This window comes from Leisingera sp. ANG-M7 (assembly GCF_000813965.1).
GTDB lineage: Bacteria > Pseudomonadota > Alphaproteobacteria > Rhodobacterales > Rhodobacteraceae > Leisingera.
Genome location: NZ_JWLI01000013.1, coordinates 1 through 24,895, shown reverse-complemented (window position 1 = coordinate 24,895; position 24,895 = coordinate 1). Strand labels below are relative to the sequence as shown.

Annotated in this window: 22 protein-coding genes, 1 tRNA gene and 1 pseudogene; 14 read left to right on the top strand and 10 right to left on the bottom strand. The window is 58.3% G+C overall.

Annotated features, from left to right (window positions below):
* Nucleotides 1-69: 69 nt before the first annotated feature.
* Together RA26_RS15590 and RA26_RS15585 are read right to left on the bottom strand one after the other, a co-directional pair.
* Entirely contained in the window at nt 70-294 is a 225-nt protein-coding gene (locus RA26_RS15590) for a hypothetical protein (RefSeq protein WP_039185087.1), read from the bottom strand.
* A 6-nt stretch (nt 295-300) separates the two neighbouring features.
* The gene (locus RA26_RS15585; protein ID WP_275041646.1) at nt 301-891 is read right to left on the bottom strand and encodes a LysR family transcriptional regulator; all 591 of its coding nucleotides are present in this window, start codon (nt 889-891) and stop codon (nt 301-303) included.
* 169 nt (nt 892-1,060) lie between these two features.
* Here RA26_RS15585 and RA26_RS22155 point away from each other — a divergent pair, with 169 nt between their 5' ends.
* The 3 genes from RA26_RS22155 (at nt 1,061) to RA26_RS23360 (ending at nt 3,043) form a co-directional block, all read left to right on the top strand.
* On the top strand, nt 1,061-1,810 hold the full coding sequence (locus tag RA26_RS22155) for a GDSL-type esterase/lipase family protein (protein WP_052272449.1): 750 nt from the start codon (nt 1,061-1,063) through the stop codon (nt 1,808-1,810).
* A 248-nt stretch (nt 1,811-2,058) separates the two neighbouring features.
* On the top strand, nt 2,059-2,781 hold the full coding sequence (locus RA26_RS15575; RefSeq protein WP_206540437.1) for an aldo/keto reductase: 723 nt from the start codon (nt 2,059-2,061) through the stop codon (nt 2,779-2,781).
* A 4-nt stretch (nt 2,782-2,785) separates the two neighbouring features.
* A complete protein-coding gene (locus tag RA26_RS23360) occupies nt 2,786-3,043 on the top strand; it encodes an aldo/keto reductase (RefSeq protein WP_206540436.1) in 258 nt (85 codons plus the stop codon).
* Nucleotides 3,044-3,403: 360 nt separating this feature from the next.
* On the opposite strand, the gene RA26_RS22710 is transcribed toward RA26_RS23360, so the two are convergent.
* Both RA26_RS22710 and RA26_RS15565 read right to left on the bottom strand, forming a co-directional pair.
* Entirely contained in the window at nt 3,404-4,132 is a 729-nt protein-coding gene (locus tag RA26_RS22710) for a DsbA family protein (protein WP_193747627.1), read from the bottom strand.
* A 385-nt stretch (nt 4,133-4,517) separates the two neighbouring features.
* The gene (locus RA26_RS15565; protein WP_039185081.1) at nt 4,518-5,186 is read right to left on the bottom strand and encodes an acyl-homoserine-lactone synthase; all 669 of its coding nucleotides are present in this window, start codon (nt 5,184-5,186) and stop codon (nt 4,518-4,520) included.
* Between the two features lie 203 nt (nt 5,187-5,389).
* Between RA26_RS15565 and RA26_RS15560 the strand changes: the two genes are divergently transcribed.
* The 10 genes and pseudogenes from RA26_RS15560 to RA26_RS15515 all read left to right on the top strand — a co-directional run bounded on the left by RA26_RS15560 (nt 5,390) and on the right by RA26_RS15515 (nt 16,171).
* Nucleotides 5,390-6,070, top strand: coding sequence for a helix-turn-helix transcriptional regulator (locus RA26_RS15560; protein ID WP_082015846.1), 681 nt, complete (start codon nt 5,390-5,392; stop codon nt 6,068-6,070).
* A gap of 880 nt (nt 6,071-6,950) precedes the next feature.
* The gene (locus RA26_RS15555) at nt 6,951-7,388 is read left to right on the top strand and encodes a hypothetical protein (RefSeq protein ID WP_152612631.1); all 438 of its coding nucleotides are present in this window, start codon (nt 6,951-6,953) and stop codon (nt 7,386-7,388) included.
* A 304-nt stretch (nt 7,389-7,692) separates the two neighbouring features.
* A complete protein-coding gene (locus tag RA26_RS15550) occupies nt 7,693-9,153 on the top strand; it encodes a TolC family protein (protein ID WP_039185078.1) in 1,461 nt (486 codons plus the stop codon).
* A 14-nt stretch (nt 9,154-9,167) separates the two neighbouring features.
* Nucleotides 9,168-10,526, top strand: coding sequence for a multicopper oxidase family protein (locus RA26_RS15545; RefSeq protein WP_039185075.1), 1,359 nt, complete (start codon nt 9,168-9,170; stop codon nt 10,524-10,526).
* Nucleotides 10,527-10,604: 78 nt separating this feature from the next.
* Complete coding sequence (locus RA26_RS15540; protein WP_039185073.1) at nt 10,605-11,303, top strand: copper-binding protein; 699 nt, start codon at nt 10,605-10,607, stop codon at nt 11,301-11,303.
* Between the two features lie 54 nt (nt 11,304-11,357).
* Nucleotides 11,358-12,596: an ABC transporter ATP-binding protein gene (locus RA26_RS15535; protein WP_152612630.1), complete on the top strand. Its 1,239-nt coding sequence runs from the start codon at nt 11,358-11,360 to the stop codon at nt 12,594-12,596.
* A 24-nt stretch (nt 12,597-12,620) separates the two neighbouring features.
* On the top strand, nt 12,621-13,061 hold the full coding sequence (locus tag RA26_RS15530) for a c-type cytochrome (protein ID WP_039185071.1): 441 nt from the start codon (nt 12,621-12,623) through the stop codon (nt 13,059-13,061).
* A gap of 72 nt (nt 13,062-13,133) precedes the next feature.
* Nucleotides 13,134-13,421 (top strand): annotated as a pseudogene (locus tag RA26_RS15525) (transposase); the annotation flags it as partial.
* Between the two features lie 1,174 nt (nt 13,422-14,595).
* Nucleotides 14,596-15,651 carry a GSU2403 family nucleotidyltransferase fold protein gene (locus tag RA26_RS15520; RefSeq protein ID WP_052272445.1) on the top strand — a complete coding sequence of 352 codons (1,056 nt, stop codon included), beginning with the start codon at nt 14,596-14,598 and terminating at the stop codon, nt 15,649-15,651.
* Nucleotides 15,652-15,814: 163 nt separating this feature from the next.
* On the top strand, nt 15,815-16,171 hold the full coding sequence (locus RA26_RS15515; RefSeq protein WP_039185070.1) for a TA system antitoxin ParD family protein: 357 nt from the start codon (nt 15,815-15,817) through the stop codon (nt 16,169-16,171).
* 93 nt (nt 16,172-16,264) lie between these two features.
* Here the strand turns inward: RA26_RS15515 and RA26_RS15510 are convergent, their stop codons facing one another.
* From RA26_RS15510 to RA26_RS22705, 3 genes are all read right to left on the bottom strand, one after another.
* A complete protein-coding gene (locus RA26_RS15510; RefSeq protein ID WP_039185068.1) occupies nt 16,265-16,459 on the bottom strand; it encodes an antitoxin Xre/MbcA/ParS toxin-binding domain-containing protein in 195 nt (64 codons plus the stop codon).
* Complete coding sequence (locus tag RA26_RS15505) at nt 16,449-16,790, bottom strand: hypothetical protein (protein ID WP_039185066.1); 342 nt, start codon at nt 16,788-16,790, stop codon at nt 16,449-16,451. Before RA26_RS15505 ends, RA26_RS15510 begins: the two co-directional genes overlap by 11 nt.
* A gap of 22 nt (nt 16,791-16,812) precedes the next feature.
* Nucleotides 16,813-16,901, bottom strand: a tRNA-OTHER gene (locus tag RA26_RS22705).
* Nucleotides 16,902-17,301: 400 nt separating this feature from the next.
* Here RA26_RS22705 and RA26_RS15500 point away from each other — a divergent pair.
* The gene (locus RA26_RS15500; protein WP_193747626.1) at nt 17,302-18,126 is read left to right on the top strand and encodes a transglutaminase family protein; all 825 of its coding nucleotides are present in this window, start codon (nt 17,302-17,304) and stop codon (nt 18,124-18,126) included.
* Between the two features lie 63 nt (nt 18,127-18,189).
* Here the strand turns inward: RA26_RS15500 and RA26_RS15495 are convergent, their stop codons facing one another.
* The 3 genes from RA26_RS15495 to RA26_RS15490 form a co-directional block, all read right to left on the bottom strand.
* On the bottom strand, nt 18,190-18,762 hold the full coding sequence (locus RA26_RS15495; RefSeq protein ID WP_152612629.1) for a hypothetical protein: 573 nt from the start codon (nt 18,760-18,762) through the stop codon (nt 18,190-18,192).
* A complete protein-coding gene (locus tag RA26_RS22700; protein WP_152612628.1) occupies nt 18,749-19,609 on the bottom strand; it encodes a hypothetical protein in 861 nt (286 codons plus the stop codon). The genes RA26_RS15495 and RA26_RS22700 overlap by 14 nt, the downstream gene beginning before the upstream one ends.
* A 75-nt stretch (nt 19,610-19,684) precedes the next feature.
* Nucleotides 19,685-24,883: a toxin TcdB middle/N-terminal domain-containing protein gene (locus RA26_RS15490; RefSeq protein WP_206540435.1), complete on the bottom strand. Its 5,199-nt coding sequence runs from the start codon at nt 24,881-24,883 to the stop codon at nt 19,685-19,687.
* Nucleotides 24,884-24,895 lie beyond the last annotated feature (12 nt).

The following is a 24,895-nucleotide window of genomic DNA, read 5'->3' as shown; positions in this document are numbered from 1 at the left end:
TCCGGACTGGGTTCCGGGCGGGCACCTATCAGGGAACATGCAGCCTCCGCCGTTCAACCTGGAACAGGGTCATTCGCATTCACGCCCTTCAATCAGGCCGCGCCGGGCCTCGATTGCTGCAGCGACCGCTTCCGCCACACAGCGGACACGGGCAAAGTCGGCAAGGTCGCGGTTGATGACCAGCCAGATATCCTGTCCAGCCTCGCTGATCACACCGCCGGTCCGCACGACGCGCAGATCAGGGTCACCCAGAAAACACCGCAGCACCGCACGGCCAAGCCCCTGTGCCGCCATCTCATGCTACACGCTCAGCGAACTGGCCTTCATGACGACCGGTTCGCCGGATTTTTTAATCCAGCGCACTGACAGCAGATCTGCCATCCCGGACATCCAGGAGATGAAGCCGCGCTCACCGGCCCCGTCAGCATCCCGGTACGCAGCGAAGGCAAGGCACCCAAGCTTACGCACTGACAGGTTGCCGGCCTGCTGCCGCACCAGCCGCAGCGCGACGTCTGCCTCCGTCGAAAGGAGGTCAACGGCAGAGGAGCTTGCCGGCAGTTCCAGCCGGAGACCGGGAAAGCGATCCTGCAATTCACGCAGCGGCCGGGTAAGAAGGTGCATGGCGATGCTTTCTGTGGTGGCCAGCCGAACGCGGCCTTCGACCCCGGAAGACGTCGTGGCCCCAAGCGCCTGGACCGCACTTTCGACAGCCTCCGCACGCGGCACCAGCCCCCGTCCTTCATCAGTCAGGCGGTAGCCGTCAAGTGATTTGCGGAACAATACCAGGCCGATCGCCCGTTCCAGCGCTTCGATTTGGCGCGACACACGGGAAGGTGTCGTCTGCAACCGTTCAGCCGCCGCCGAGAGTGTGCCGTCTCTTGCGACGGCCAGAAAAACTTCTGATCATCCCAGTCCATGGCCGCTTCTCGAAGTCGGGAAATGGATCGTCATATTTGGCCGTAAGACATTAAAATCCGGGATGATAGACACGGCGGGGCTTCCGTTAGGCCATCATCCCGGCGGCCACATACAGATTTCCAGATACCCCGAAGGACATTTCATGACCTATTCGCCCTCGACGGCCTTGGCGCTTGCCTTGCTGAGCGCGGGCATTGCAGCAGCTGAACCCCGGATCTTGGTTTACGGGGACTCGAACACCTGGGGGTGGGTCCCCGCCGAGGCCGGTTTCCCGTCCACACGCCATCCGGACAGCGTGCGCTGGCCCGGCGTGATGGAGTCAGCGCTTGAGGATGCCGTTGGCGACGCCACAATCGTCGTCGACGGCTTGAGCGGCCGGACCGTCAACACGCCTTATCCGGAGGCGCAGAGCGGGATCCCGGGTGCGGCCCTTTCCGGATTGGAAGACGTCAGAGGCGCGGTTGCATCGGCGCTGCCGCTGAACCTGGTCGTGGTGATGCTGGGCACCAACGATGCCCGCTCAGACCTCGCCGTTGCCCCGGCTGCAGCCGGGGCAAACATGGCTAGGCTGGTGGACGAAATCCGCTCAATCAACGGCGGGGTCGCCACTTCCTACCCTGCCCCATCTATCCTGGTAGTCGCACCGCCTGCCATCGGGGATACCTCCGCCACGCCGATTTCCGGCGTCACCGAGGGGTCGCAAGAGCGGCGCCGCGCTGTGTCGGCATCCATCATTGCGGCAGGGGCTGCCTCTGGCCTTGATGTATTCGATGCTTCCGAAGCCGTCACAATCGACAGCATCGATCGTGTCCACATAACGGCCCAAATGCATGATGCCCTGGGACGGGCGGTGGCTGCGGCAGCAAAAGAGCGGCTTGGCCCCGCCCGCTAGCCAGCGCAACCATTCCGAACGGGTGCGGACTTGGCGCACCAATGAACTGCAAGTTCGAGGCCGCTTCAGGCAGCCCCCCCACAGATAAAACCTGCTCCCCAACTTTAGGGCCGGGCATGCGCGCGATCGCCTCCACCTGATCCTGGTCAGGCCGCGCAGCCCTTTCCAGCCCGCCACATATTGTCCCACCACCCGGCAGTGGCTGCTGACGCAGGCGCCCCGGTGGCCCGTACAAGAAAGGAAAAATCATGAAACGGCGCACTCTCGGCCGGAAAGGCCCGACTGTTTCCGCACTTGGGCTTGGCTGCATGGGCAGGAGCGAATTCTATGGTCCCTCCGATGAGGGACACAGCCCTGCGACACTTGATGCGGTGCTCGAACGCGGTATCGACTTCCTTGATACCGCCGACATCTACGGCCACGGCGCTAACGAAGAGCTGCTCGGCGGGTTCCTCAAAGACCGCCGGCACCGGGTGACAATTGCCACGAAGTTCGGGATCCTCCGGTCCGCGGATCCGGACGCGCGCCCCGTCGACTGTTCGCCGGAGTATGTGTCAGCGGCCTGCGAAGCCTCCATGCGCCGGCTTGGGGTTGAAACGATTGATCTCTATTACCTGCACCGGCGCAATGCGGATGTGCCTATCGAGGGCACGGTGGGCGCAATGGTGCGGCTTGTTGACGAAGGGAATGTGCGTGCCATCGGCCTCTGCGAAGTTGCGCCGGACACAATCCGCCGCGCACATGCAACCCACCCGGTCACAGCAATCCAGTCGGAGTATTCGCTTAGGAGCCGGGACCCGGAGAAAGAGGTTCTGCCGCTTCTCACCGAACTTGGGATCGGGTTTGTTCCTTACAGCCCGCTGAGGCGCGGCGCGCTGACCGGCAAACTTCAATCTGCAGATGACCTGCCCGCAGTCGATTTCCACCGGACCATCCCCGTTACGCACCGAAGCGCTCTTGCGGAATCTTGAAACAGTGGACCTGCTGCGGACCATCGCAGCCCGTCACCAGGCAACGCCGGCCCAGGTAACGCTGGCGTGGCTGCTGGAACAGGGAGAGGGGATCGTTCCCATTCCGGGAACGCGCCACCCGGAGCGGCCGATCGAAAACGCCGGGGCGGTTGACGTCAGGCTCGCTACCGAAGAACTTGGCGAGCTGTCTTCGGCCTTTACGCGGGACGCGATCACAGGTGACCGGACGACCCAGTCAGGAGCCGCGCTGATTGATTTGTAACTCAGCCCGGCTGTTTGCAGAGCAAACGGTCATTGAGGTGCGCTCAGCGGCGCGGGCGGTTAGCCCGCGCTGTTAGTCTTCGCGGCTCCGGAACCGGGGCAACCTGCAGGAATATCCGCATTTTCATTTGTCATACAGCAAGTGAAACCCGGCGGTGCAGCGGATCGGTATGCTGCGTGCGCACGTAGCAAGATTTTGTCACTACTGCAGTCGGCTCAGTCCAGACGTTGCCGCATATCACATGAAGGGCCGATCCAGTTTGACCATGGCTTGGCCTGACACAATCTCACGGGCTGCAGGACCTGCCGACCGTTCTCCTCAGGTACAGATAGAGCTGTTTGGCGTATCTATTTTTTGCAGTTACCTGTTTGCAGTTTTCGAGATTGCCTTCAGCCTATTGGCGGAGGCGAGGCCACGGATAATGCCTCCAGGTCCAACGAAAAACGGAGTATCCGCTGCATTGAGGGCAGCCGCCAAGCTTTCTGCCAATTGCAACTCGCCTGCTCCGATACCTTGCCTGACTGCTGTGGCGACGGCTTCCGCATCATAGCCCAGCCCACTTATGACCCGGATGGCAGTTACCGCGGTAGCCCGCCCTTCTACCTTCATCATTGCGTTGGAAAACGCATAAAAAGCCTCTGTCCCCTCCAGGGATTTTAGCGCCAATGCGGCCTTAGCAGTAAACTCAGAACTAGGACCCAAAACAGGTACTAAAATTATCACACGCTGCAATTCCGGCACTTGCGCCTTCAATTCAGCCACGGACAACTGGGCCTTCCTGCACTGGCTGCAGTTATAATCCAAAAATTCAACTAGGGTTGGTGCCTTCAGCTCAAGACCAGCAAACAGTTTGTTCGCCAGCGAAGCGATCAACTTCTGATCCTCAAGGCCATTGGTAGCTTCATCTCTTTTCTCAAGGAGAGCCCGCATGTCTGAGATAATCTCAGGATTGCGCATTAGAACATCGCGCACCCTTTGGTCGATTTCCGGGATTGGAGCTGCAGCTTCTGCACTTGCCGGAGAAAGATGAAAGGCAAATCCTAAGACAGCGGCAAGAAATGCTGCGCAGCATGGCTTCCAGAGCGCCATCGTAATCCGCAATCTGATTGACGCAAGCCAATGCGCATTAACTGCAGGACCAATACTCATGGCAAGCTGAAGGGGCTTAGTCCAGCTATCATAATCCAACTGTCCAGCGCATCCCGCAACGTGGCGCCGCGTGCTGAATAGCCATGCAAGTGAACAGACCACCGGTTTTCGGGCTCGGCTGATTGTTCCCAGCTTGCCAGCCTGACTTCGCCGCCCATTGCAACGAATTGAGACGCCCTGGGAACACCCTGAAGTTCGGACAGAATCCGCCAGTCGAAAACACATTGCTGAGTACTAGTCTTTAACATGGGGGATTACTCGGATTGTTGCCTGGTGCCATAGTTGCCGTCTCGGCCGCGCTGCCTGCGGCATGAAAGAAAGTGTTTCACGCTTCTTGTTTCCTTGGTTGGGAAACGTCAGCAGAGTACACGCGGTATTTGTCGCTTTGATCACCGCTAAGCGGGCCAAGCGGGACAACGTTTGCAAAGCCTGAAGACTTGGCAAGCCGAGCAACAACTGGCGGAGACAGGAAAACGAAACGCTCTCCTCCCTGTTCCAGCAGGAATGTCCGTAGCCGCTGAAGCACCAACTGCCCTGCTCCCACTGTGCCATTTGATGCAAACCTGGTGAGCTCCCAAACGGCGGGGTCGCAAGGCGGTTCGGCATCACACAGGTCCGTGGGCAGCCCTGGAAGCATGCCACGGACCGCGTCACGCACCATGTACGTCGTTTCGGATCTGCTGGGATGGCGGCCCCCACGGTCTGTGCGCAGCAGCCTCGCCCCGGCCAGCGCTTCGTTCGTGGCAGGATCAAAGGCGACAATATAATAGGCGTCCAAGTGATCGTACTGATCCAGATCGCTTTGGCAGGACAGCCACACGCGCCAGTTTTTGCCTTCTGCAAACACGCTCTTCCGCAACGACATAAAAGCGTCCAGCACATCCTGATCGGGACTTCTCAGCGCCTTTGGCAACCGCACGGGCGCGAACTGGACAACCATGGTTTCAATCGCCATGTGGGGCGCCGCCACCATGGTGGCGTTATCGTTTCGCATCAGTGTATCTCCAGTACGCATTTTGATCTTCCCCACTCAGCAAATACATCTAGAGGTAGTTTTTTGGTTGTCCAGAACTACCGGATCGCGGCATGCTAATAGCAACCCTGGTCACATCAGATGAGACCTAAGTTGCGGGCAATGCAACCTCGGTCACCACTGGAGAAACCAAAGTTGCAAATCATTGGAGGTGGTCGTCAGACATGCCAAAATCCGTAATTACAACGAATCTGCCCTCTGACGGTGCTAACAGCACCAGAATTGCGGAGGCATTTTCGGCCTGCAGATCCGAGATCAACGAAGTAAGCACTTCGGGTTTTACACTCATGGTCAACTTTTCAATCATGGGTTACGAACACTTTGAATGCTCCTTCCATGACAAGTGGAAGGAACAGTATGACCGGGAAAATTATTTCCTTCATGATCCTGTTTTCAATTGGGCACTGAAGAATGAAGGAGCCATACGCTGGTCGGCGGTCGATCTGCCTGACCCTCTGCAAATCCTCGAAAAATCTCAGCGGTACGGCTTGGTCTATGGTGCAGCGTTTGCAGCTCTGACGGGTTCAAAAAGATCTATGGTGTTTGTTGCCCGGCACGACAGGGAGCTTTCGGATATCGAGATGCGAACGCTGGGTATGACTGTTACAGAGTTTTTCGACGCGCTGCTTCCGCCGCCGTCCCTGTCTGAGAAAGAACTGGAGATGCTGCGGCTGCATATCCAGCAGGAGCTATCCTATGATGAGATCGCGGAGCAGTTTTCGCTTTCTTTGTCTGCAGTGAAAACCAGCTTCCTGAGGATGCGTCAAAAGTTCGGCTGCAAATCTACCGCGCGCCTCGCCTACCTGGCAAAGGAGCGCAACTTGTTTGGGGTAGAGCCGCGCTGAGTCTATTGGCTGGTTTCAACTAAATGATTCAGGGATCGTTTCGGAACGCGTGATGTAGCAAACCGAGAACTTTGCCAAAGTTGCCGTCCCGGTGTGCCGCAGAGCTTGGCATTTGGGCTCGTTCCAGCCATCTGCCGCGCTAGATCCAGTGTGAACGACGGCGGACAGTCCGAACCGGACATCCGAATGAGGCGCGCGGTGCTGGATGTTGCACGTGCGAGGCTTGCCAGCCAAACCATCAATTGCGGACGTTCATCCTGGCACGGGCTAGGGCACTACCTTCCAAGCTACACTCTCGGCCCAAGAATTCCCCAGCTCATCGCTCGGTTGATCTAACTGCAACTAGCCGCGCTGCTAGGTCAGCATGTTAGAATTATGCACCAACGTCGGGTTGGTGTCGTGGCAGGGCGTGGTGGATCGGATGGCCTATCATGCCTATTGCCAATTTACCCGCCATTCGCGCGTGCCGCCCAGCCTGGCACAAGGGGCGCGTTGCCGGACAGAAGCGGCAGTTCCTGCCAAAACACGTCTGGGCCATTCGCGCCCGTTTGGAGATCGCCCTGAGGTAATCTGCCCCGCAAGAAAACGCTGCGCTACGCGCCAACGTCAGGTTTAACGGGCCGCGCTGCAGCGTTTCTCTTGCTGGTCGAACGGCAGGAAAGGACCGAAAGGTCTCCTGAGATTGCAAGTCCGCAGAACCGGCTTTTCCGGTGCAGAAGGATTGCCTGCTATGCTGGCCTGTTTACCCCCGAATCACCCTCCCCGGCTGACAGCGACCCTCCTGCACAGGAAGGTTAGCAGGGCCGATAAGCAGGTTGCGTTCAGACCAGAAAACTTAAGAAAAACGTCTCTGAAAAACGCAAATTTGTGCCCGGAATGCATGATTGCCGTCTTGACGCGCGGCGGTCCTGTCATGAGAAATAATCTCATGGCTTATGTGGCACATATCTTCCAACTGATCAGGGTGACTGCTGCATTGGCAGTGATCCTTGCGCTGGGATTTTCGCTGCCATCCGCCGCGCATACCATCTCGGGCCATCACGGCAACGTTTCAGTCTTGCAAACCGGTCAGAGCCACGCCAGTGAAGACTTGCATGGCACGGGGCATGACATAGCCCAGACCGGCGCGCACCATAGCCAGGATAATTCTCCGACCGGTGACATCGGGAGCTGCTGTTCAGGCTCCTGCATGGCGGATGCAGTGCTGACCTTCTTGCCGGAGAAAACTTCCCTGGCGGAGCCTGTACAGTGGAAACAGGAAAATTCACAGCTGCCGTCCCGCGGGCAGCCCGCACTCCTGCGCCCTCCGAAAGCCTGAGGCATCTTAACCGTTTGAACGGGCACTAACACCCTCCTGCATGCAAATGCAGGAACCGTGCAGATATTCCTCAGGAACACCACATGAAATCTCTCTTTCTGGCCGGGGCGGGCGCCCTGCTGCTAGGGGCGTGCGCCAGGACACCAGCAGCGCTACCCGACACCTCAGCCTTGCAAAATGCCGCCGCGCAATCCGGACCTTACCGCTCCCTGAATTACCATTCTCCCCTCGCGGGTTTTGAAACTTACGAGCCAAGCGGCCCGGCGTCGTGGCGCCGTGTCAACGAGCAGCAGGAGAACCATTGATGTCAGCGAAAACTTGGCGCGTACTCTTGGCGTCGCCCCTGGTGCTGGCCGCCTGTTCGGCCGCGGTGCCGGAGAAATACACCAGTCCGCAGACCGGATTTGAAGAGGTTTCCAGCCAGACCTCGGCCGCCATCGGCAAACGCACGGCCTTTGCCCAGACACAGGCTCAGAACGAAGCGCTGGCCAAGGAAGTCCGGCAGCTGGTTCGTGGCAGGACAATTTCTGCCGAGACCGCGGTGCAGGCGGCGCTTTTGAACAACAAGGGTCTGCAAGCGTCTTATGCCGCGGTTGGCCTTTCGGCAGCTGATGTCTGGCAGCAGATGACGCCGGAAAACCCCGTGGTCTCAATCGGCCTGATGGGGATCGGCGCGCCGGAACTGGGCCTGTACCGGGCGCTGGAATCGACCATTGCCGTGAACCTGCTGGACGTGAAGACCCGCAAACAGCGCATCGCGGTGGCTGAGGCGCGGTTTCAGCAGGCGCAGCTGAACGCAGTGAACGATACATTGGCGCTGGCCGGCCAGACCCGGGCCGCCTGGATCAATTCCGTGGCCGCGTTTGAACGGCTGAGCTATCTGCGCAAGGCCAGCGGGACGGCTGCAGCCGGGGCCGAGCTGGCCAGCCAGCTTGGCAAGACCGGTGCGCTGAACAAGGCGGGACAGGCGCGGGAGTTCGCCTTCAATGCAGAGCTCGCGGGGCAAGTGGCCCGTGCCAGGCTGGAGGCGCAGCTGGCCAAGGAAGAACTCACACGCCTGATGGGCCTGTGGGGCAGCGATGCCAGCTTTTATGTGCCCGATGCTCTGCCGGTCCTGCCGAAATCCCTGCCGCGGGTGGCGTCGATCGAAAAGGCAGCGCTAGCAAACCGCGTTGATCTGAAGGTTGCCAAACTTGGGCTGGAGGCGCAGGCCCGTGCCTTTGGCCTGACGGACCGGACCCGGCTGGTTACCGATCTGGAGCTGATTGCCGGCGCCGAGGCGGAGCGCGAGCGGGAGGATGGGGAAACCCATACAGAAACCCTTCCACAGCTGGAACTGGAATTCGCCATTCCGGTCTTTGACACCGGCAAGGCGCGGATGCGCAAGGCAGAGCTGGCTTATTTGCAGGCGGCCAACACATTGGCTGAACGGGCGGTCAATATCCGCTCCGAAGCCCGCAGCGCAGAGCTGGCCTATCACTCCTCCTATGAGATCGCGCGCCACTACCGCGACGTGCTGGTGCCGCTGCGCAGGACAATCGAGGAGGAAGGGCTGCTCAGCTACAACGGCATGATCACCAGCACTTTCGAGCTGCTGACCGACGTGCGCGAAAAACTGGCGGGCTCTCTGGAGGCGGCCAATGCCAAGCGCGATTTCTGGCTGGCCCAGGCAAATGTCAGCGCCGCGATCTACGGCGGCGGCGCAGGATCAGCCCCGCAGGGCGGCAGTAATGAAATCGCAGCCGGCGGCGGTGCAGGCCATTGAAAGGATCACATGAGATGATGAACAGACGTCAACTGCTTGGGGCCGGCGCCGCGGGTGCGGCGCTGGTGTCCAGCCAGGCCTGGGGCAAGACCGCCAACATGGGTCTGCCCGAAGCCGCCACAATGGACAGCGCAGCAACCCAGCCGCCGCTGTCCCCCGCGACCGGGCCGGATTACAACCCCGTGGTCACCCTGAACGGCTGGACGCTGCCGTTTCGGATGAACAACGGGGTGAAGGAATTCCACCTGGTCGCCGAACCTGTCGAGCGCGAGCTGGCCGACGGCATGATTGCCCATCTGTGGGGCTATAACGGCCAATCCACCGGCCCCACCATCGAGGCGGTGGAGGGCGACCGGGTGCGGATCTTCGTGACCAACAAGCTGCCCGAACATACCTCGGTGCATTGGCACGGGATGATCCTGCCTTCGGGCATGGACGGGGTTGGCGGCCTCAGCCATCCGGGCATCCCGCCGGGCAAGACCTTTGTCTATGAGTTCGACCTGATCAAATCCGGCACTTTCATGTACCACCCGCACGCGGATGAGATGGTGCAGATGGCGATGGGGATGATGGGCATGTTCATCGTGCATCCCAAGGATCCGGACTTCATGCGGGTGGACCGGGACTTCCTGATCATGCTCAACGCCTTTGATATCGACCCCGGCTCCTATGTGCCGCGGGTGATGGAGATGACGGACTTCAACCTGTGGTGCTGGAATAGCCGGATCTTCCCGGACATCGACCCACTGGTTGTGAACCAGGGCGACCGGGTACGGGTCAGGACCGGCAACCTGACCATGACCAACCACCCGATCCACATGCATGGCTATGATTTCGAGGTCACCTGCACTGATGGCGGCTGGGTGCCCGAAAGCGCGCGCTGGCCGGAGGTGTCGATCGACATTCCTGTCGGCGCCATGCGCGCCTATGAGTTCGACGCGGTGCATCCGGGCGACTGGGCGATCCATTGCCACAAGTCGCACCACACGATGAACGCGATGGGCCATGACGTCCCGACCTTCATCGGCACTGACAAGCGCAAGCTGACGGGCCAGATCCGCAATCTGCAGCCCGAATACATGCCGATGGGCACCGCTGGCATGGCGGATATGGGCGAAATGTCGATGCCGCTGCCCGACAACACCGTGCCGATGATGGCGGGCTGGGGCCCGCACGGACCGCTGGAAATGGGCGGCATGTTCTCGGTCGTGAAGGTGCGCAAGGGCATTGATGCAAACGACTACAGCGACCCGGGCTGGTACGAAAACCCGCCCGGCACCCAGGCCTATGAGTGGACCGGCGAACTGCCGGACTTTGCCCGCGCCGAAGACGCGCAGACCCGCATTACCCCGAAACCATCTGCCAAGGGCTGACCCTTTGGCCCCCACCCAAATCCATCCAAATCCATCCAAATCCATCCAAATCCATCCAAATCTGACGAGGAAACAGTCATGAGCAAGATCCTATATGCAGCCCTTATTGGTGTTCTTTCCGCGGCTCCGGCCTTTGCCGGCGGCACTCACGGCGGCGGCCACCATGATGAAATGGAGGTCGGAAAACCCGGCGAGGCGGCCCACGCGGACCGAGAAGTCGCCGTCACCATGAAGGAAACCGACGACGGTGAGATGCTGTTTGAACCGTCCAGCTTCTCCTTTGGCAAAGGTGAGACGGTCAAATTCGTGATCACCAACGCTGGCGAGCTGGAGCATGAATTCGTGCTGGATACGGCAGAACGCAATGTTCACCACAAGGAGATGATGGCCAAGATGGAGATGGAGCATGACGACCCGAACTCGGTGCGTCTGGACCCGGGTGCCAGCGGCGAAGTGGTCTGGACCTTCTCCAACGAAGGCACCTTTGAGTTCGCTTGCCTGATCCCCGGCCACTATGAATCCGGTATGCATGGGCCGGTTGCTGTGCTGGCGGACGGCGGCGGCACCTTTACCGCGGGCACGGTCAAAAAGGTCGATGCCAAGACCGGCAAGGTCACCATCATTCACGAGGAACTGGTGGACCTGGACATGCCCGCTATGACCATGGTGTTCCGGGTCGCCGACGACGCAATGCTGGACCAGCTGAAGGCCGGCGACGCCATCGAATTCACTGCCGAGCGGATCAAGGGCAAGCTGACCGTAACAGCGTTGAAGTAATCCCGGATGGGAGGCGGGCACCCCCCGCCTCCCGGTACTCAGACCTGAGAAATGATGCCTGAATTCCACACTCTTGCGCATGACGCGGCGGCGGCGCTGGGTTTCAGCTATGACAGCAGTGCGCCTGCCTGGCTTCACCCGATGATGCATCTGGTGCTGGTTCTGGCCCCCGCGCTGCTGGCGGCAACCCTGGCCGTCCAGACGGCCCTGCTGCTGCGCAGGCGGCTTCAGGCGGCTTCCGCAACCGTTCGCCCTCCGGAGGTGACCACAGCCGGCAATTGGGCCAGCCTGCCGCGGCAAATCATACACACCACTGGCAAGCAGCAGGCAGCCCTTGTCCTGCTCAGCCTCACCGCCATGCCGATCCTGTACCTCACTCTCGAACTGCCCAAACAGATCGTGAACCGTGTCCTCGAAGGCCAGGACGGCGCGGTTATGATGCTGGGATATCAAGTTTCACAAATCTCTCTGCTGTTCCTGCTTTGCGGTGCCTACTTGGCCGCAATTTCACTCAATGGCCTTAATAAATACTGGCTGAACATCTGCAAAGGGAGGGTGGCGGAACGGTTTGTGCGGCGTCTCCGCCTTGCAGTTTACCGCCAGTGGCGGCGGGACCAGCCCGCACAGCGCCAGCCTGCCATCATGCCGGTTCTCGGCCCCGAGGCCGAACCTGTCGGCGGCTTTGCCTCTGAACTGCTGGCGGTTCCGCTGCTGCAAGGCGGAACCCTGGCAACAATCCTTCTGTTCATGTTCGTGCAGGACCCGATCCTCGCTGCCGCCGCTCTGACGGTGCTTCCGCTGCAGCTGATCATCGTGCCACGGCTGCAGCGGCAGGTGAATGCCGTGTCCCGCAAGCGCATCCGTTCGATGCGCCAGCTTGGCGTTCTTCTGGACCGGCAAATGCGGGATGCAGGGCAGGGCGCGCTGCCGGTCGCCCACAGCTTCCGCCACCTGCAGGACCTGCGCCTGCAGATCCACCGGCTGAAGTTTCTGGCCAAGGCCATTAACAACTTCCTGACTGCCCTGACCCCATTTCTGTTCTATTCCCTCGGCGGCTACTTCGTGCTGCAGGAGCGGGTCTCGCTGGGTGCGCTGGTGGCAATGCTGGCCGCGCATAAGGAGTTTTCCGCGCCGCTGAAGGATCTGTTCCGTTTCTATCAGCAAAGCGAGGATGTGCGGATCCGTTATCAGGAAATCCGGTCCTATGCAGCGCGCTCCGGCGGGGAGCGCCGCCCGGCGTCCGCAAGCCGGCGGCACAGTCTGGCCCGAGTTCCGGCTCCAAGATCCCTTTGAATAGCAAAGAAGAAAGACACTCTCATGAACAAAAAACTGGCCATCGCAGCCGCCGCAGCCGTCTCAGCGGCGGCTGCCTACTTTGTCTACAGCAGCGCTGGTGGGAAGGATGCATCCGCGCAGCGCGCCGTTCTGGAGCCCGGCGCCCCGCTCACGGCGGTTCAGCTGCCCCCGGAGTTGAGCGAAACCGCACTGATCGGCAAGCGCGCCTTTGACGCGGTCTGCGCCGATTGCCACGGAGAGAATGCTGCGGGGCGCAACGGCATGGGGCCGCCGCTGGTTCATAAGATCTATGAACCCTCGCACCATGGCGACGCTGCCTTCCTGCTGGCTGTCCGAAATGGCGTGCGGGCGCACCACTGGGAATTCGGCAGCATGCCTCCGCAGCAGGGGCTGACGGATGGCGACGTTAAGGGCATCACCCGGTATGTGCGGGAACTGCAGAAGGCAAATGGTATAAACTAGCCTGTAGCCTAGGTCGTGTTGACAAAAGGGATTCACAGGCAGCGCTGAACGTGATTCAAGCTGGTATCTGCGATGGAGACCAGCTTGGCACGAGACCTAATGACGAACGAAGAATGGGCGTTCTTTGAGCGTTTCATCCATTCTGCCCGCGCCCCGAATGGTCGCAAACCTACCAATCATCGCCTTGTTCTTGACGGGATATTCTGGATTGCCCGGACCGGCGCGCCATGGCGCGATCTGCCGGAAGAGTTTGGCAAGTGGTCGAGCGTCTACCGCCAGATCCGGCGCTGGACGCTGGCGGGGCTATGGGAGGAGATCATGGAGGCCCTGAACGAAAGCGGGGCCGTGCCAGAGGCGTTGTTGCGCAAAGCGGACGCGCTGGGTTGACCTGGCTGCGCCTGTAGCGAACGGCAGCAACGTCCCGCACTGTGTGAGCTCACCGGCTGCAAAACCTCGCAGTCGCAGCGAACGACCGGAACGGCGGGCCGCGCCGCAGCGTAAAACCTCACCTGGTTGCTTCAAACGGCCAAGTTTGCAAAGGGCGCTTCCTCCGCGAAGCTGACGCTGACCAATACCCAGGTTGCGGCTGCAGCGGACGGCAGCAGCGTCTCGCTCAGCAGCCTTTAGGCAGCCGGGACTCGAACGCTTGCATTGCATCGATGCTCCCCTGCTACACCTGCGAGGGATGCTTGGCAACGCAGTACCGTTAGCGCCTCTTAGAAGGCAGAAAACAACCATGCGGAGGGGAAAGTCCTATCTCAGCCGCACGGGGCTTCCTGGAAGTCCTTTAGGGCCTGTTTGTGCTTGAAACCTTCTTTAGCCGTCAGCCCACAGTTCACCGCTCTCATGGAGACTATAGCTACCAGAACGACAATCATGAAAAAGCCAGCAGAGCGAGAAACCCTGTGATCAACCCTGACAAGAGGATTTCGCAGCTTTCAGTATCTGCCTCCCCCTTAGCGTGTGCCAGAACCAAAACTATGGGCAATTTGCGCAAAAGTATGGGTCAAAAACACGCTTTTGGGCGATCCTACAAAGTTTTGTAGGATTGCCCATAAAGTTGCGTCACGCTCATTGATTTTCTTGACAAATTTCCAAGGCACTCGCCCATAACATTGCGCGCCACTTGCGCATAGTTTTGCACTTTTTGCCCATAGTTTTGCACGATCAGCTTAACTGTCGCTCGAATGAGTGGTGCAAGCTTCCCAGAATCAACTGTGACGCAGTTTACCTCCACGCATGGTGCACCAGTTGTCGCAAAGTACAACCCAAAAGCTTCACCGCACCTCACCACTGAGGCTCGAATTGACGCCGAACACCCAGACACCAGCGAAGCAACTAGGAAGGATATGCTAGGGCCAGCCATCCTCAACGGTCACACCAATCAAGAAATCACCCCCAGCATACTAGTCGCCTCGCTGTCGCCGCCGACTATCTCTCCTCTTCGTACTTGCATTCATGCTTTCGCCGTTGGAAAGTTACAGACACTTTCTTGTTTTTGTCGGTAAATCTCGTTGTTTCAGGGAGCTAAACCTTGACCGAATGGCTGCCCGTGTCACTTCAGACGCTCTATGCTGATGTGGTCGACCGAAGTTGGGGCGGCTCGTACGCAGAGTTGCTCGAAGCTGGCGGCACGCCATACAAGCGATCCGTGAAAGGTCGCGATTACTGGTATTTCAAGACTTCTCCTGTTGGAACTGGTTCACGTAAGGACCTCTATCTTGGCACCGACACCGGCGCTGTGCGTCAGCGAGTTGATGAGTTGCGCGATCTCAAGCGCATTCGCAGGGACCGCATCTCAATGATCCGCGCGCTGAGAGCAGCAGGGCTGCCGGCGCCAGATGCCATGAGCGGCAAAGTTCTTTCGGCTCTCTGTGAAGCGGGCGTATCCCGTCTGCAGGCCGTCATCGTTGGCACCCTCGCGTTCCAGACCTACGGTCCAATGCTGGGCGTTCGTTTCAACAAGAGAATTACCCAGGCTTCCGATTCAGCCGAACCTCAATCAATCTCTATCTACGTCGATGATCCAATTGAGGGTGATCTGCTGCCCCACCTGCACATTGTTGACGAGAGGTTTCGACTTGCACCTCAAGCGTTCGACAGAACGAGATCCCTGAAGTATGTGCTCGGCTCTGGAACTCAGGAAGAATTCTCAGTCTGTATCCTGCGCCCTCTTGCGGGCCCTGAGCGCCGTTGCCGTGTTGCAGAGAGAAATGTGATCCAGGGCGATGACGAGATCCTCGGTTTTCTGGGTTTCCTCATCAAAGGGAAAGTCAACGCAGTTGCCCTCCACGGTATCGGTGTTCCGGTCAATGTGCCTGCGCCTGAGCGCTACGCTGTGCATAAGCTTTTTGAAGCTCGCATGCGCACAGACACGGACCAGAGCCAGGCCGAAGCCCGCAAAGACTTGGCTCAAGCCCAGGCACTCATCGAAGTGCTGCTCGAAGATCGGCCATATGAACTTCAGCGTGTTTGGAACGAGGCTCTTCAACAGGGACCGATGTGGTCAGAGAAGCTGCTACAGGCTGCCGGTATGATTGAAGTTGGCATCAAAGAGCGCCTGCTGGCCCTCACCGAGGTGGAAATCTGACCAGGGCCTCCCGGTTAGGAGCAAGCAGATCAAGTCGGGTGTTCTACATCTACACTCCTGCTTCCCGCCCGCCGCCCCAGCCGAGTTTCCCCAGGGTGACGACGACCAATTTTTGGGGCTAAGATGACCTGTCGCTGCCCATAAATCAGTTCAGGTATCGAATATGGCCCAAACTGTGAAACTTGCTGATGAGATCATGGCCTTGGTCCGCCGCGAGGCACGATTGAATGGCCGCTCATTGACTGGTCAGGTCACCCACTGGCTGAAAATTGGCCGGGCCATCGAGCGCTCCGGCAGTTTCGACTACGCTCGCATCTCAACCGTGCTCGAAGGCAATTATGCTTTCACACGACCGCATGATGACGAGGAGAATACGTGGCTGGATACATTCACCAAAAAGATGGGGCATCCGACGGAAGCTGAAGAGGAATTCTTTGGCCGACGCCAATCACTCGGCCGCGGAGTAGGCCTCGATGCTGGGGGCAACCTCGTCTACGCCAAGCGCGGCACTGCCGGTTGAGGCCGTGCCTTGCCTTGCTTGGGGATGCTTGTCGGCCAGGACTGATTGCCTCTCGGCAGGCGGAACTATCGTAGCCCATAGCAGCGGTACAGTTCACATCTTCCAAGCTTCGCGTTTCAAGTCTCGAATGTAACGAGCTAAGCGAAACACCTCGCCACTGTTACAGAGTTCAATCGGCCGTCTGCCGTTGAATGCGTCGTGCTTCTTTATCAGCCAGCTTCGGGCGTAGTTGGGGCTTTCGGACCATGCCACGAGCATCTTGATGATTACACGCTCTTCAACCGTCATCACGCCCACTCCCAGAGTGTCTGCGCTTTGGGCGAGCCATTGATTTTTCGATGTAATTCACGCGGTCACGCAGCAAGGAGATCGCGTCATCGACACTAAATGGGCGATCTGCGCTCAACGAGCGATGAAGCAGGGCCAGCTCAGCTTCGAGCCAATCTGTTGCTGTTTCCACCAGCTTGCGGTGTTCCCGGTTGGACGGCTCATACTGAATGTCCGGGAACAATCTTGACCAGATGAAGCCGACGGGATCTGAGTGTGTTTCCCTCAATCGGGACCTGATCTCCTGCAAGAGCTCTCGCGCGGTCGCGCTTCTCAGTTCGTCTCGTGACATACCTCTTTCCTCCAATGAATCTTGGTGGAAACGCCGGGATTTGCACCCGGGGGTACACTCTGATTTGGAGCTACAGGGGGTATAAGGCCCGTCCCGCACTACGCCGCTTCCGCTGTCTGGAATTCAGATCAGGCGGATATTCGTTGCAGCGTATGGAAGGCATAAGTCATGGCTGCATCGTAGGTCGAGTCGGGTAGCTCGGTCAATCGCCTGCCCCTAGCGCATTTACGACCCCACTGAAGGAAGACCGGAAAGTCGCAGGAAGTCCGGACCAGAAATGCGGCAAGCGCAAGGCTGTTCATCCCCTCCTTTCAGCCCGTCTCCGTTCCAGCGAAGCAAACAATTCTGCGGCTGGTTCGTTTCAGCCAGCAGGGGTATTGCTTCGCCCAACTCTTCCACTAATGATTGCGGCATGTTGCGCCGTATTCTTTTCTACCTTTCGCTTCTACTGCTTCCCTCCGCTGCCATTGCAGGTGCCGTTGAAGACGTTCAGCGCCTCTTTGCCCGGGAGATGCAGACAGCCGATCTGGCGCGGGTCAAGCTGGAGGTGGACCGTATAATCGACCCGTCCATCGATGTTGAGGCGCAATTGGCCGGGATCAACCGGATGGCAGCCGAAGTGCAAGCGATGCTGCCGCATAATGCGGATGCCTGGGCCAAGGTGGAAGTACTGCGCCGCTATATCTACGAACCCGGGCCCTGGAACACACAGCGCGCCTTTGCCTATGACCATGACGACCCCTATGGCCGTGATGTGAGGAACAAGCTGCTGGGCGACTACCTGCAGGACCGGCGCGGCAATTGCATCACCATGCCGTTCCTGTTCATCATCCTGGGCCAGCGGCTGGGGCTGGAGATGGCGCCGGCGCTGGCGCCGCTGCATGTGCTGGTGAAATTCACCGACGATCAGGGGGTGATGCACAATCTGGAGGCCACCAGCGGCGCAGGCCGGGCCCGGGATCAGCATTACCGCGACCTGCTGCCAATCAGTGATCAGGCGCTGGCCAACGGGCTCTATCTGGCGCCGCTTGATGCGGAGCAATCAATGGCCGTCATTGCCGCGGTTGTGCTGGACGGTCTGATGGCACGAGGGGCGTACCGGGAGGCGATGGCGGTGGCGGATGTGCTGCTGGAGAACCATCCGCAGTTTGCCTATGCGCTGGTGAAGAAGGGGACGGCGGCCTACCGGATTTTGGAGGCGGAGTTTTATTCCAAATTCCCGAGGTCTGGGGATGTGCCTGAGGACCAGCGGGCGGAGCTGATTTGGTTGCAACGGGTTAACCGGGATGCGTTTCAGAAGGCTGAGGCGCTCGGCTGGAAGGCACTTACACGATAATTCTTTCAGACAACTTTGAGTGCATAGAGCAACAAGAGATGGTCTAGTTGAAAACGTGTTGATTTAGGCCAAAGTGGCAAACTCCACCTCAACGGGATCATGTTCAGCATCCCATTCGGCTCGAATTATGTCAAAATTCATTAGGTCGCCACACAGCTCAGCAATAGTTTTTTCAGAGGCTTCTTCAGCCGCTTTCACACTCCTAACATCAGTTACAACATAGCTTCTTGGGATTTTAAGAAACGGAATCGGGAGCCATCTATGTATTTCCTTCTCCGTTTTTCGAACCGGCATCAGCAATAACGACAGTCCGGTTCTTCCCTGAAATTCATCTACTCTTCGTGGGCCATCACTGAACTTAATTCGATTGTAATACACCTTGATACACAGTTCATCCGACCGAATCTGAAAATAAATCAAGTCCAACAAATCTTTTTCTTGCAATGAGATGAATGTGTATGTCGGCTCTCTATTGTCACCTCCGAAGTGGTGAGATGAAAATACAGATCTCTCAAACTCAACTTCTTGCAAAACGGGTATGACTCTTGCTTCGAAACCAGCCTTTAGGCTTTCAAACGCAGCCATTTTTGCTGCTCTCTTTTCTGGTTTTCTTTTCGCCATTTTAGTCTTCATCATGATCAGTATCTGAACCAGCGCCAATCCCGCTAACCTCCGCGGCAGCCGCATTACCTATGTCCTTCGAAGTAGTCCGAGAAACTTCAAAGTCATCAGTAACATTTTGCTGCGCAGCGCGCTGATTTCTGGTTAAAGCTGCATTATTAAACTTGCTTTCAACCGTCTTTGTTCTCTGTGTGACAACATTTGTCATTCTATGGTCATAATGAGCGGCAGCAGGCTTCCCAGTTGGTGTCAATCCACCTGTCGGCACTTTTGATCGCCCTGTATCAACATATCCCTGCGCGAGATTTTTTGCACGCGTTACATTTTCACCAATTAGGCCCTTTGCATGTGGTGACAAGTTGTCAACCGCGCTACTGACTGCTTTTCCCGCAGCCTGTCCTGCAACCCCTCCTAACGCACCGGTAACTGTGCCGACAGCAACATCCGTCGCGGTGACATCCTCACCGTCAACGACTGCATCAGCTACCGTTCCTACCGCTCCACCAACTGCACTCCCGGCAATCGCAGCAGCTGTGCCCAATCCTGCTGTAGCACCTGCGATAGCACCCGCGGTAGCGGCTCCAGCATATGCACCCGCACTACTAACCTCGCCATTTATAGCATCAGAAACGGCTTGCACGGCAACACCTGCGATAGCACCCACTATCGCGCCAAAAACAGCAAAATTTCCATTGTCATCTCGAAGGTTAACAGGGTCATTGAACGAATAACTGTACCTGTTCGTTCCTACGCCTGGCTCTGTTGTATCCAGCCAATCTGGCTGTATGAACATGGCAGCGGACTGGGTGGCGAATATGGCCAGGAAGGCGGTCAGCAGCAGGGTTTTCAAGGTGCGGAGCATGTTTGCTCTCCTGAAGGTCTTTTGATCAATGGGCTTTGCGCCGGGCGGGGGAGGCCCCGGCCCGGCGCGGGGCGGTTACTGGGCTGCAGCCTGGGCCGGGGCCTCGGCTGGGGCGGCGTTGAAGTTGGCAGGATTGCCGTCCCCCTCCGCCAGCGCATCGGCCGGGATGAAGGACGCCAGCTCCGGGTCGTAGTAGCGGGCGTTCAGATACATCAGCCCCGCCGCCTCATCCTCGCGCTCGCCGATGAAGCCGAAGTCCTCCTTCTCCGGATAGCCCGCCATTTCCGGCTCCTGCACCGTCTCGGTCTCATCGCCGAACGGCGCGAAGTCCCGCTGGGCATCGCGCCCGCCATTCTCATCGGTGATGACAAAGACGCTGTCGAGCTGGTCACGGTGCAGGAACTTCACCTCTTCCAGCGCGCTGTCCGCATAATCCATCCGGACATTGGGGTGCGGGTACCAATGCACCTCCTGACCGGTGGCGCCGGGGTTCACAATCTCCACCCCTCCAACATAGAGCGAGGTGGTGATTTCCCCATCCACCTGCTCCACCCGCTTCAGACGGGTGCCGTCGGCAGCATAGACATAGGTGGTGCTGTTGCCGGCCTTGGAGACCGTCAGCGGCCGGTTCTCGCCATCATAGGTCATTACCTTGCCGTCCAAGCCCGTCAGCATATTGCCGTTGGCGTCATAAGCGAAGGTCTGCCCTGCGACCGAGGCAGGCGCATGCCTGACCGGGCCGCCATAGCTGTAGCCGCCGATTGCACTGTTCGACACCATTGAACCGTCCAAACGGTAAGTGAAGAACTGAGCATGTGTTCCCTCCCCGTTCCAGCTGCCGATGGTAGCACAGGTGAGATCCTCCTTGTTCAGGTCGGCGGCCACCAGCAGGCGGCCGGCATAGTCGTAGCAGTAGTTGAAGCGCTGGGTCTCTCTCCCCGCCCATTGTTCGACCACCCGGCCAGATTCGGAACGGGTATAGGTACGGCGGCCGCGGTACTGGCTGCTGCTGCTTGAGGGCGAATGCACCCGGACTTTGTTGATCCAGCCGCGCTGGTTGTTGTACTGCACCTCCTCGCGCACGCCGCTGGAGAAATCCGTCCAGGTCGGCTGGTTGCGCAGGTTGTAGGTGACATTGGTGATGTAGCTACCAAAACCAGTTACCCGGCCAGCGGCATCGTAATTGAAGTCCGGCGTCGCCTCCCTGTCTGTGCCCGTGCCTTTCGGCAAAACAGAATGGATCAGCGCTCCGCTTTCATGAAACTTGCGGTAAACTATGTATACATCGTCATTGTTCAAGAGCTTGTGGCGCTCCCAATAGGGATTGCCCTGCCTGTCATAGCGGTAGTCGATCTGGTGATCGCCATTCGCCTGGGTCACCAGCTGGCCGGTGTTGAAGCCGGTACCCGTCTTCCAGCCGTTCGCCGGGACCTCATCATAGATCGAGGTGACAACGTCGCTGACCTGGCTGCCGCCCTCGGTCCAGGTCACCTTTTTCTCGGTCACCCGGTTCAGCTCGTCATAGGTGAAGGTGATCACCTGCCCCTTGGCATCCACCTGGCGGGTCAGGTTGTTGTTGGCGTCATATCGCATGGTCCAATAGCCAAGCCCGGGGTCATCAGAGGTAAGCCGGTTGCCGCGCACATCATAGGTGTAGGCCCAGGCGGCACCGCCCGGGTCGGTGACGCCGGTCAGGCGGTTCAGCAGGTCATAGCTGTAGATTGTTGCCCGGTGAATCCCGGACGCGCCGACATCGGTGCTCTCGTGATCCGTCATTGCCATCCGCACCCGGTTGCCGCGCGCATCATAGGTGTGGCGCACCTCGATGCAGTTCGGGGCAAAGCCGCTCGGCGGGCACTCCTCACTGCGCAGGATCATTCGCGGATGCGACAGGCCGCCAATGGTTTGATGATCGTAGGACGTCGTCGCCTTGGCTCCGCCGGGATGAAACTTGGTTATCACCCGGTCCAGCGGATCGTACTTGTAGACGGTTTTGGACCCGGCCGGAATGGCAGAAACATCGCTGCCATCAGCAAAGGACAGCGGGATACTCTCCCACCTTAAATTGCCCCGCGGATCAAAACCCTTCACCGTGGTGATCATATCCGCTTGCGCGGAAGTCGTTCCGGTCACCGCGGTTTTGTAGACCTGCCCCAGGCCATCGAAATACTCCCGGCTTATCTGCGTGCTGCTGCCTGAAGCCGTGGAGGGAGATGGTGAGACCGTCTCGATATACTGGGCCGTTGGATCCCCCAGGTTCCGGCGCCTGGTATCGACGTAGTTGCCGCCCGGCAGCGCAGCATAGTCCTCCCGGCACTGCTTGTCATAGGTGTAGGTTGTCGCCAGCCCGTTCGGATCCGTGACTTTCGACGGCTGCTGGCACTTCTGGTTCCAAGCCGTCGCGGTCACATGCCCCTTGGCATTGGTCTCCCTCACCCGGAACAGATACCGCTTTGTGTCGTAGGCGAAGACAGAAGCATTGCCGCCGGCATCCGTCTCCTTGGTGACATTACCCCGGCCATCGTATTCATACTGATTGTTTATTCTGTACCGGCTCGTGCTGGAAGCAGTATCGCCGTCCCAATCCCGGACATTAACAAGGTTCACGCTGGGTGTGGTTTCCCAAACGCTTGCAGCACCTTCATACTTGTACTGATGCACCGAAAGCCACTTGCTCTTGTCACCAGTATTATCCCGGCCCGCCATAACCTTTTTCTGAACCGGAAAAGAAACCAGATACTTCGCAAGATTGACCTCGTACCAGTACATCGTTGTGACGTCATCAGACAGATCCAGATCTGTGCCGCCGCTAGTGAAGCCGTAATCAATTACCGATTTCGGCGCACCGTAAACCGTCCAAGTGAACGCCTTCATGGTCTCGATCAGCTTCGAGCCGCTGCGGGTTCTGGTGCGGGTCGAACTGCGGGTCACCCGGTAAGGGCCTTTCGCCTCCGCATTCACATCGCTCCAGTCGTTGATCACCTGAGAGTAGGTGGTCCCGTCCTGCTTGCGCAGCTGAGACTTGATCCGGCCGCGTTCGCCGATGTGGCCGTTCAGATAGGTGGTCACCACCTGCAGCCCTTCGCTTTCTCCGGGGATCGTCGGCAGGTAAGCCGTCACCGTCCGGTACCCCAGCGGGCGGCGGTTCTCGTAGTCATAGGCGTTGTTCACGTAAGTAAACCGCGTCTTGCGCGACTGGCCGCGGCCGTCTTTCACAGTGATGCTGTCAACCAGCTGCTGCACGAAGGGCACATCATTGTTGTTGTTGCCAATCGCCGTCGACGGCGCATAGGCCACAACCGTCTCGCCGCCCTGGCCATTCGTCAGGCCCGTCAGCAAGTGCGCAACGTCACCGTCACCGAACCAGATCGAGCCGTTGTCCGGGTCCTCAGAGATGAAATCCGGTAAGCCGTTGCCGTCGAAGTCACCTGTTTCTACATAACCCGGGATTTCCGGAATGCCGCTGTCCTCAGGCGCAATAAAGCCAGTGCCCGTCGACAAGAAAACACGGCCAGGGCTGTTACTGAAAATGGGCGTGTATTTGATAGTTGGGATACCTTTCCCACACTTCAGATCCTGAGGGATGTAGGGATTGCTGATTACTAGATCGTCCAAACCATCGCCATTCACATCTCCAGTAGAAGACACATAGGATTGTGAATAGGAACCACTGGATTGTGCTATCTCCCGCAGCCCGGCTGTTTGCGAGCTATCGACCCATTCCTCAGGAGATAAAAACCCCTGACCTGTTGAAACCGCGACAAAGATAGCGCGTTTCCCGGGGTTCACTAGTGACGCGGAAACAAACGCTAGATCCTGTTTCCCATCGCCATTCACGTCTACAGGTACATGAGGGCCTGAGAAAACAGGGTTCAGAGGATTGTGCGGATCTGCAATCGCTGGCCCGATTGGCGGCAGGTTCGTCATGTGCGGTACTCTGCCTCTGAAGTCTACCGATAGCCAAGTTTCTTGTGATGTGCCACCGTTGAGATATGGACCGGAAAACCCCGTTTGCACTCCCTCCCAACCGTATCTGCCTCTGGATGGCAAAAACACGAGCTCGCTCATGCCATCTCCATCCAAATCGATCTTCTGACCGCTGGGATTGTGAGCGCTTGGCGCACCTTGACCAATAATACTGTCTTGGGTAACCGGGTGCAAATCCACCAGATGCATCTGCCCGCCAGTCCTAGGAAACATTAGAACTTCCAACTCAGCGTCAGCATCAAAGTTTCCAACATTTTTGGTGAAGTACGTATAGGCAGACAATTCCCTAAAATTACTATTGGCACCATTTAGGCCAAAGAACTGCAACTCAGGAAATGGAGGTGACGGGCGAACAATGTCACCATCTCTCACGTGGGTGGTCTTCTCAGCCGCCAGCACAGCTTGATCAGACACCGCAGTCGCCGGGAGAACAGTGTGTATGTCAAACCGGCTGCCAGTTTCATTGGGCTCTAGAATATCCAGATCATCCCATACGCTGTGAGGCGCCTGCTGCGTCAATGCTCCAGTTTGCTGATTTGAAATCGTGTACTGACGAGCAGGATAAGACGCATAACGTTGGTAATCAGAAATCATGCACTCAACTGCAGGTTTTTCAGGCATCAGTTCATGACGCGTCGGAACCACGAATTCATCCCTGTTGTCGCCGTCGGCATCAAACACCCGGACGTTGCGGAGGAAAGTGGTGTTTGAGTATGTCTTCTTCTGGAGCGCCGCCGCATCCGAGGCATAGGCGAGATCCTTCAGTGGGCTGGGCTGCTGTGTGCCGCCGGTAATATTGTCATTCCCGTCCACCGTGTAATCGCTGCCGTAAAGGCGCACCCGCGACAGCTGGTGCGCCCGGGTCACCGCAGAGCGCTGATACTGCAGCTTGTAGGCCCGGATCTTTTGCGACCCATCCTTCACAAACACCGACTTCAGCCGGTAGTACTGCCGCCCGAACTGGCCCGCCGTGCCCACCGCATAAGACGCAACCGGCTCGGACTGTACCTCGTAGCGGAACACCACCTGGTAGCCATTGGCATAGGTGACCGACGCCGGCCGGTGCGCCCGCGCATTGGCTTTGGACGCGAAGAAGTAGTTGTAGGTGACGGTATTCGCAGTCTGTTGCGTATCCCGGATCTCCGTCAGCAGGAACTTGCGCCGGAACAGCGCATCAAATTCATCCCCCGACGACGTGTCCCCATTGATCGCGCCCAGGGCGCGGTAGGTGTAGACAACGCCCTTGTCGTTGGTGACCTCGAAATACTCCACCTGCTGGCCATTCACGGTTTCATATTT

Excerpts from the sequence above, each read along its gene's own strand:
- RA26_RS15590 (WP_039185087.1), bottom strand. The coding sequence starts at position 294 with ATGGCGGCACAGGGGCTTGGCCGTGCGGTGCTGCGGTGTTTTCTGGGT.
- RA26_RS22155 (WP_052272449.1), top strand. The coding sequence starts at position 1,061 with ATGACCTATTCGCCCTCGACGGCCTTGGCGCTTGCCTTGCTGAGCGCG.
- RA26_RS15575 (WP_206540437.1), top strand. The coding sequence starts at position 2,059 with ATGAAACGGCGCACTCTCGGCCGGAAAGGCCCGACTGTTTCCGCACTT.
- RA26_RS22710 (WP_193747627.1), bottom strand. The coding sequence starts at position 4,132 with ATGGCGCTCTGGAAGCCATGCTGCGCAGCATTTCTTGCCGCTGTCTTA.
- RA26_RS15565 (WP_039185081.1), bottom strand. The coding sequence starts at position 5,186 with ATGCGAAACGATAACGCCACCATGGTGGCGGCGCCCCACATGGCGATT.
- RA26_RS15560 (WP_082015846.1), top strand. The coding sequence starts at position 5,390 with ATGCCAAAATCCGTAATTACAACGAATCTGCCCTCTGACGGTGCTAAC.
- RA26_RS15555 (WP_152612631.1), top strand. The coding sequence starts at position 6,951 with ATGATTGCCGTCTTGACGCGCGGCGGTCCTGTCATGAGAAATAATCTC.
- RA26_RS15550 (WP_039185078.1), top strand. The coding sequence starts at position 7,693 with ATGTCAGCGAAAACTTGGCGCGTACTCTTGGCGTCGCCCCTGGTGCTG.
- RA26_RS15545 (WP_039185075.1), top strand. The coding sequence starts at position 9,168 with ATGATGAACAGACGTCAACTGCTTGGGGCCGGCGCCGCGGGTGCGGCG.
- RA26_RS15540 (WP_039185073.1), top strand. The coding sequence starts at position 10,605 with ATGAGCAAGATCCTATATGCAGCCCTTATTGGTGTTCTTTCCGCGGCT.
- RA26_RS15535 (WP_152612630.1), top strand. The coding sequence starts at position 11,358 with ATGCCTGAATTCCACACTCTTGCGCATGACGCGGCGGCGGCGCTGGGT.
- RA26_RS15530 (WP_039185071.1), top strand. The coding sequence starts at position 12,621 with ATGAACAAAAAACTGGCCATCGCAGCCGCCGCAGCCGTCTCAGCGGCG.
- RA26_RS15515 (WP_039185070.1), top strand. The coding sequence starts at position 15,815 with ATGGCCCAAACTGTGAAACTTGCTGATGAGATCATGGCCTTGGTCCGC.
- RA26_RS15510 (WP_039185068.1), bottom strand. The coding sequence starts at position 16,459 with ATGACGGTTGAAGAGCGTGTAATCATCAAGATGCTCGTGGCATGGTCC.
- RA26_RS15505 (WP_039185066.1), bottom strand. The coding sequence starts at position 16,790 with ATGTCACGAGACGAACTGAGAAGCGCGACCGCGCGAGAGCTCTTGCAG.
- RA26_RS15500 (WP_193747626.1), top strand. The coding sequence starts at position 17,302 with ATGCAGACAGCCGATCTGGCGCGGGTCAAGCTGGAGGTGGACCGTATA.
- RA26_RS15495 (WP_152612629.1), bottom strand. The coding sequence starts at position 18,762 with ATGATGAAGACTAAAATGGCGAAAAGAAAACCAGAAAAGAGAGCAGCA.
- RA26_RS22700 (WP_152612628.1), bottom strand. The coding sequence starts at position 19,609 with ATGCTCCGCACCTTGAAAACCCTGCTGCTGACCGCCTTCCTGGCCATA.